Source organism: Allokutzneria sp. NRRL B-24872 (assembly GCF_002155965.1).
Taxonomy (GTDB): Bacteria; Actinomycetota; Actinomycetes; order Mycobacteriales; family Pseudonocardiaceae; genus Allokutzneria.
The window spans coordinates 1-6,953 of sequence record NZ_MUMH01000079.1; the positions used below are offsets into that span (position 1 = coordinate 1).

Consider the following 6,953-nt stretch of genomic DNA (forward strand, 5'->3'; position numbering starts at 1 on the left):
GACTTACGAGACAGCCCTTAGAGAACGACGCCTGTGGAGGCATCTCACCGTGAGTTCGTCCATAAAGCCTGAGCTCGACGACGCGATCGAGTCGAATGACGGCTATGCCAAGTCGCTGAGCAAGCGCCAGGTCCAGATGATTGCGATCGGCGGCGCCATCGGCGTCGGTCTCTTTCTCGGAGCCGGTGGAAGGCTCGCCACGGCTGGCCCCGCGCTGATTTTCTCCTACGCCATCTGCGGCATCGTCGCGTTCTTCGTGATGCGTGCCCTCGGCGAACTCGTGATGCACCGCCCGGCCTCGGGCAGCTTCGTCGAGTACGCCCGCGAGTTCGTCGGTCCCTGGGCCGGGTTCACCTCCGGCTGGATGTACTGGGTCAACTGGGCGATGACCGGCATCGCCGAGATCACCGCCGTGGCGATCTACGTCTCGCACTGGGTGCCGGAGTCCTCCTTCCCCCGCTGGGCGACCGCGCTGATCACCCTCGTGGTGCTGCTGGGCGTCAACCTGCTCAGCGTGAAGCTCTTCGGTGAGCTGGAGTTCTGGTTCTCCGTCATCAAGGTGACCGCGATCGTGGTCTTCCTCTTCGTCGGCATCAGCCTGGTCATCACCAACGCCGACATGGGTGGCGGTGTCACCGCGAGCGTCACCAACGTCGCCGGGCACGGCGGTCTGTTCCCCGCGGGGCTCGGCGTCGTCTTCATGACCTTCCAGGCGGTCATCTTCGCCTACTCGGCCATCGAGATGGTCGGCATCGCCGCTGGTGAGACCAAGGACGCGAAGTCCGTGCTGCCCAAGGCGATCAACGGCGTCGTCTACCGGATCGGCATCTTCTACGTCGGCTCGGTGCTGCTGCTGACGATGGTCCTGCCCTGGACCCTGTACTCGGCTGGCGAGAGCCCGTTCGTCACGGTGTTCTCCCGCCTCGGCTTCGAGCCCGCCGGTCACATCATGAACCTGGTCGTGCTCACCGCCGCGATGTCCTCGTGCAACTCCGGTCTCTACTCGACCGGCCGCATCCTGCGCTCGCTCGCGGACAAGCGCGAGGCCCCGTCCTTCGTCGGCCGGATGAGTGCCCGCCACGTCCCCTACGGCGGTGTCATCTTCACCGCCGTGGTCTACGTGCTCGGCGTGTTCATGAACGCCTTCGTCCCGCACGAGGCGTTCGACATCGCGACCTCGGTGGCCTCGCTCGGCGTCATCGCCACCTGGATCACGCTGCTGTACTGCCAGATCAGGCTGAAGCGCAAGGCCGACGCCGGGGAGATCGAGCGGCCCTCGTACCGGATGCCCGGAGCGCCGATCACCAACTGGCTCAGCATCGGCTTCCTGGTACTGGTCGTGGGCTCGATGGGCTTCTCCTCGGGCCCTGAGAAGATCGCCTTCTACCTGATCCCGGTGCTGGCCATCGTGCTGTTCGTCGGCTGGAAGCTCGTCAGCGCGCGCCAGGCGAAGAACGCCGACCTGATGACCTCCGCCGCGGACTCGATCGCGGCCGAGCAGGCGGCGACCTCCTCTCGGAGCAACGACCCCGAGGACAAGCAGCCGGTTGTCTGATCACTGACGCGAACTCCTAGGCTGGTCACCCGACCGGTCTAGGAGTTTCGTCGTTTCCAGGGGAGGGACCCGTGTCCACCGCTCAGCCCGTCATCGGCGTGCTCGCCCTGCAGGGTGATGTCCGCGAGCACCTGCTCACCCTCGCCGAGTGCGACGTCCTCGCCCGGCCGGTGCGCCGCCCCGAGGAGCTGGCCGAGGTGGACGGCATCGTCATCCCCGGCGGCGAGTCCACCACCATGAGCAGGCTGCTGGAGGTCTTCGAGCTGCTGGAGCCGCTGCGCCAGCGCCTGGCCGACGGCCTGCCCGCCTACGGCTCCTGCGCCGGGATGATCATGCTCTCCAGCAAGGTGCTCGACGGCCGCGCCGACCAGCACCCGCTCGGCGCCGTGGACATGACGGTGCGCCGCAACGCCTTCGGCCGCCAGGTCGACTCCTTCGAGGCCGACCTCGACTTCGCCGGGATCGGCCAGCTGCACGCGGTGTTCATCCGCGCCCCGTGGGTGGAGTCCGCCGGTGCCGGGGTCGAGGTCCTGGCCACCGTGCCGGAGTCCGCGAGCGCCGGGGAGGCCGCCGGTAGGATCGTCGCGGTTCGGCAGGGCTCCGTGCTCGCCACCGCCTTCCACCCGGAGCTCACCGGCGACGGGCGGGTGCACCGCCTGTTCACCGAGATGGTGCGCGGCGCCTAGGCCGAAGCCCGACGACATCCGCTACCGCCGTCCCGGACGGCTGGACCTGGAGGAGAGATGAGCGGCCACTCCAAGTGGGCCACCACGAAGCACAAGAAGGCCGCCATCGATGCCAAGCGAGGCAAGCTCTTCGCCAAGCTGATCAAGAACATCGAGGTCGCGGCGCGCACCGGCGGCGCCGACCCCGACGGCAACCCGACGCTCTTCGACGCCATCCAGAAGGCGCGCAAGAACTCCGTGCCGATGGACAACATCCAGCGCGCGGTGAAGCGCGGCTCCGGCGCCGAGGCCGGTGGCGCGGACTACCAGACGATCATGTACGAGGGCTACGGCCCCAACGGCGTCGCCGTGCTGATCGAGTGCCTGACCGACAACCGCAACCGCGCGGCCGGTGAGGTCCGCACCGCGATGACCCGCAACGGCGGCAACATGGCCGATCCGGGCTCGGTGTCCTACCTGTTCAACCGCAAGGGCGTCGTGCTGCTGGCCAAGGGCGAGCTCGGCGAGGACGACGTGCTCGGCGCGGTGCTGGACGCGGGCGCCGAGGAGGTCAACGACCTCGGCGAGAGCTTCGAGGTGGTCTCCGAGCCCACCGATCTCGTCGACGTGCGCACCGCGTTGCAGAAGGCCGGTATCGACTACGACTCGGCCGAGGCGAACTTCGTCCCGGACATGAGCGTCCCCGTCGACGTCGACGGCGCGCGCAAGGTCTTCAAGCTGATCGACGCGCTGGAGGACTGCGACGACGTGCAGAACGTCTACTCCAACGTGGACGTCTCCGACGAGGTCATGGCCGCCCTCGAGGATTAACACCGCCTGACCCGCACTCCCGCACTCCCGCCGAGAACCGCGCCCCTGGACTCCACGTCCCGGCGCGGTTCTCGCGTTTCCGCCTCCTCCCGCGCCCCCGCCAATGCCGCGTTTGGTCCGTTGAACGTGCTGAACGAGTCATTGAGGTGGTTGAGAGGGCCGTCGGGCTGTGCGTGGAGCAGGGGATCGCGTGGTGGTGGCGGCGAGCGAACGGCTCGTTTGACGCGTTGAGCGCACTGAACGGGTCGTTCAGTGCGTTCAGGTACCCGAAGGACCCGTTCGGGACCGAGCGGGAGCGGCGGGGCGGGGCGGGCGTGGTGCGTTGGGAGGCGGGTCGTGCGTGCTCTCCGAGGGTGAGCGAACGGCTCGTTTGACGCGTTGAGGTACCTGAATGACCCGTTCAGTGCGTTCAAGTACCCGAAGGGGTCGTTCAGGGCATCAGTGGCGGAGAGTGTGGCGAGGCTGTTACACCGATGGGTGGGCATCGCCCGGCAGAATGGCCACGTGCTGAGTGTGTCTGTACTCCCCGTGTCACCGCTGGCCTCCCGGTTCCGGGCGGGGGTGGCCCGATGACGCCGCTCCAGCAGGACGACGAGCAGCTGCGCCGGTGGTTGCTGGAGACCACTGAGGCGCACGGTGTCGCGGTGATCCAGATCGAGGGTGAGGACCACCCGCCGTACGCGTTCTCGGTCGGGGCGTGGCGGCGGTTCGGGCTGGCCGAGGTGGTGGCGATCGGGCTGCCGCCGGAGGTCTCCCAGGTGGTGATCAACGACTACGTAGCCAGGGCCAGCGCGGGCGAGCGGTTCGCGCCCGGGGGGATCTACGGCGGGTTCCTGGTGAACTGCCCGGTGACCTTCGAGAAGGTGGCCAAGCCGTACTACCCGCAGTTCTTCGGCAGCGCGTTCCTGTTGCACCCCAACGGTGACTTCCCCGCGGTGCAGATGATCGCGCGCACCCCGGAGGGGCAGTGGCCGTGGTCGGCCGACGCGCCGCCCGGCTTCGCCGACTACCAGCCCGTGCTCACCGACTCCGGCTCACCCGAAAGTTGGACTCCCGGCTTCGACGGCCCCTGAGACTGGCGACCCGTTCGAACATGTGTTCGAATGGGTCGGTCCAGTGAGGGAGATGGAGTCGATGTGTGACATGTGCGGCGGAGCCTCGGTCGAGGACGTGCGCAGACAACTGATGAGCAGGGTCGCCGAGCACGACTTCTCGATGGTCGCGGTCCAGGGGGAGCACGATCCCCAGCAGGGCCGCAGCCATCCGGGATTCGTGTACTCGGTGGGGCTGTGGTGCATCCACCGCGCGCCCGAGGTGCTGGTGATCGCGCCGCGAGCCCTGGCGGCGGAACTGGTGCAGTGCTACGCGGAGCGGATCATCGCGGGGGAGACCTTCGAGCCCGGCGTCGGCTACGACGGCTTCTTCGACGGCTATCCGGTGATGTTCGAGTTCGTCGGGCCGCGCCACTACCCGGAATGGCTCGCCTCGGGGTTCTTCCTGTACCCGGACGGCGAGTTCCCGGTGCTGCAGATGCTGTGGCCGGACGAGGACCGGGTGTGGCCGTGGCAGAGCGGAGCCGACCCGAGGGCGAGGGCGCGCCTTCCGGTGCTCACCGACAGCGGGGCACCGGAGACCTGGATGTCCGGCGTCACCGGCCCGTGACGCCGGTCCGGCCACGCTGACGCGGGGCCCCAAGTCCTCTGTCGATCATCGTTGAGCGCGGGACCGGGGTGCTGTCGGGTTCTGGCCGATCCCGTTCCGGCGACGGGGCGACCGGGCGAGGGAGTGCGTGTCCCTCGGACGCTCGGTCCCGGTCGACCCGTAAGGTTTCGAACGAGTGTTCGGGCCTTGCGGGTGGCGGGAGTGGTGACGTGCGGGTGCTGGGGGTCGACCCGGGACTGACCCGATGCGGGTTGGGCGTGGTGGACGGCGGCTCCGGGCGGACGGTGCGCTTCGTCGACGTCGGCGTGGTGCGCACCCCGGCGGAGCTGGACCTCGCGCGCAGGCTCCTGCTGGTCGCCGACGGCGTCGAGGAGTGGCTGGACCGCCACCGCCCACAGGTCGTGGCGATCGAACGGGTCTTCAGCCAGAACAACGTCAGCACGGTGATCGGCACCGCGCAGGCCGCCGGAGTGGTGGCCCTCGCGGCGGCGCGCCGGGGCCTGCCGGTGCACTTCCACACGCCGAGCGAGATGAAGACGGCGGTCACCGGCTCCGGCCGCGCGGACAAGGCGCAGGTCACGGCCATGGTGACGCGCGTGCTCGGGCTCGCGGAGCCGCCGAGGCCCGCCGACGCCGCCGACGCGCTCGGCCTGGCGATCTGCCACCTGTGGCGCGCGCCGATGCAGTCACGGCTCTCCGAGGCCAAGGCGCGCGCGGCGGAGCTGGCCCGCGCGCACCAGACCCGGCTGCGCACGGCGGCGCGGACCGGGACGGGTAAGTTGCGCGCCGCCACGGCGACAGGGCTCGGCCCGGCGAGCGGGTCTTCGCTGGCCGAGCGCGAGCAGAACAGGAAAGGGACCACGAGGTGATCTCCTCGGTACGCGGCACGGTGCTCTCGGTCGGCCTCGACCACGCGGTCGTCGAGGTCGGCGGAGTCGGGCTCGCGGTGCACACCATCCCGGCGACCCTGGCCACCCTGCGCAGGGGTGAGCAGGCGCAGCTGGCGACGACGCTGGTGGTGCGCGAGGACTCGCTGACCCTCTACGGCTTCGCCGACGCCGACGCGCGCGTGCTCTTCGGGCTGCTGCAAACCGTCTCCGGGGTCGGGCCGAGGCTGGCGCTGTCGGCGCTGGCGGTGCTGGAGCCGGACGCGCTCTGCCGCGCGCTGGCCGACGGCAACGTCACCACGCTCACCCAGGTCCCCGGCATCGGCCGCAAGGGCGCGGAGCGGCTGATCATCGAGCTGCGGGACAAGGTCGGCGCGCTGACCCCGGCCACCGCGCCGGCCGCGGCTCCCTCCGCCGACCACTCGCGCTCGCAGGTGACCGAGGCCCTCGCCGGGCTCGGCTTCACCGCCAAGCAGGCCGACCAGGCCGTCGAGTCGGTGCTCGCCGACGGCGGCGCGGAGCTGGACACCCCGGCGCTGCTGCGCAGGGCGCTGGCCACGCTCGGCCGCAAGCGGTAGGCAGGCGGCGTGACCGACTTCGACGGTGACCTCGACCAGGACGACGGCTTCGGCGGGTACGACACCAGCGACGGGTACGGGGACCTGGACCCGCACGCGGTGCCCGCCGAGCGCGACCTTGAGACGAGCCTGCGCCCGCGCAACCTGGAGGAGTTCGTCGGCCAGCACCGCGTGCGCGAGCAGCTGGAGCTGGTGCTGACCGGGGCGCTGCGCCGCGGCTCGCCCCCGGACCACGTGCTGCTCTCCGGGCCGCCCGGCCTCGGCAAGACCAGCCTCGCGATGATCATCGCGGCCGAGCTGGGCAGCGCGTTGCGGGTCACCTCCGGCCCGGCGCTGGAGCGCGCGGGCGACCTCGCGTCGATGCTGTCCAACCTCGCCGAGGGCGACGTGCTGTTCATCGACGAGATCCACCGCATCGCCCGGCCCGCCGAGGAGATGCTGTACCTGGCCATGGAGGACTTCCGGGTCGACGTGGTGGTCGGCAAGGGGCCAGGTGCGACCAGCATCCCGCTGGAGATCGCGCCGTTCACCCTGGTCGGGGCGACCACGCGGTCCGGGGCGCTGACCGGCCCGCTGCGCGACCGATTCGGCTTCACCGCGCACATGGAGTTCTACGTGCCCGAGGAGCTGGAACGGGTGCTGAACAGGGCCGCGGGCATCCTCGGGGTGGACCTGCGCCCCGACGGGGCGCGGGAGATCGCCGGGCGCTCGCGCGGCACCCCCCGGATCGCCAACCGGCTGCTGCGCCGGGTCCGCGACTACGCCGAGGTGCGCG

Annotated in this window: 8 protein-coding genes; all 8 read left to right on the forward strand. The window is 70.2% G+C overall.

Translation table 11 applies throughout. The features are described 5' to 3' along the window. The first annotated feature begins 136 nt into the window (after positions 1-136). The gene (locus CCN37_RS21200) at positions 137-1,555 is read left to right on the forward strand and encodes an amino acid permease (RefSeq protein ID WP_086823835.1); all 1,419 of its coding nucleotides are present in this window, start codon (positions 137-139) and stop codon (positions 1,553-1,555) included. Between the two features lie 71 nt (positions 1,556-1,626). Beyond that, positions 1,627-2,241, forward strand: a complete 615-nt coding sequence (gene pdxT / locus CCN37_RS21205) for a pyridoxal 5'-phosphate synthase glutaminase subunit PdxT (RefSeq protein WP_086823819.1) — start codon at positions 1,627-1,629, stop codon at positions 2,239-2,241. Positions 2,242-2,298: 57 nt separating this feature from the next. Then, complete coding sequence (locus CCN37_RS21210) at positions 2,299-3,051, forward strand: YebC/PmpR family DNA-binding transcriptional regulator (RefSeq protein WP_086823821.1); 753 nt, start codon at positions 2,299-2,301, stop codon at positions 3,049-3,051. 569 nt (positions 3,052-3,620) lie between these two features. After that, positions 3,621-4,124 carry a DUF4262 domain-containing protein gene (locus CCN37_RS21220; protein ID WP_086823825.1) on the forward strand — a complete coding sequence of 168 codons (504 nt, stop codon included), beginning with the start codon at positions 3,621-3,623 and terminating at the stop codon, positions 4,122-4,124. 52 nt (positions 4,125-4,176) lie between these two features. Continuing rightward, positions 4,177-4,713, forward strand: coding sequence for a DUF4262 domain-containing protein (locus CCN37_RS21225; protein ID WP_086823827.1), 537 nt, complete (start codon positions 4,177-4,179; stop codon positions 4,711-4,713). A gap of 209 nt (positions 4,714-4,922) precedes the next feature. Then, positions 4,923-5,582 (forward strand): crossover junction endodeoxyribonuclease RuvC, encoded by a 660-nt coding sequence (ruvC, locus tag CCN37_RS21230; RefSeq protein ID WP_086823829.1) that lies wholly within the window; start codon positions 4,923-4,925, stop codon positions 5,580-5,582. Continuing rightward, complete coding sequence (gene ruvA / locus CCN37_RS21235) at positions 5,579-6,178, forward strand: Holliday junction branch migration protein RuvA (RefSeq protein ID WP_086823831.1); 600 nt, start codon at positions 5,579-5,581, stop codon at positions 6,176-6,178. Before ruvC ends, ruvA begins: the two co-directional genes overlap by 4 nt. 84 nt (positions 6,179-6,262) lie before the next feature. Beyond that, a partial coding sequence (gene ruvB, locus CCN37_RS21240; RefSeq protein ID WP_210408136.1) for a Holliday junction branch migration DNA helicase RuvB occupies positions 6,263-6,953 on the forward strand: 691 nt, incomplete at its 3' end.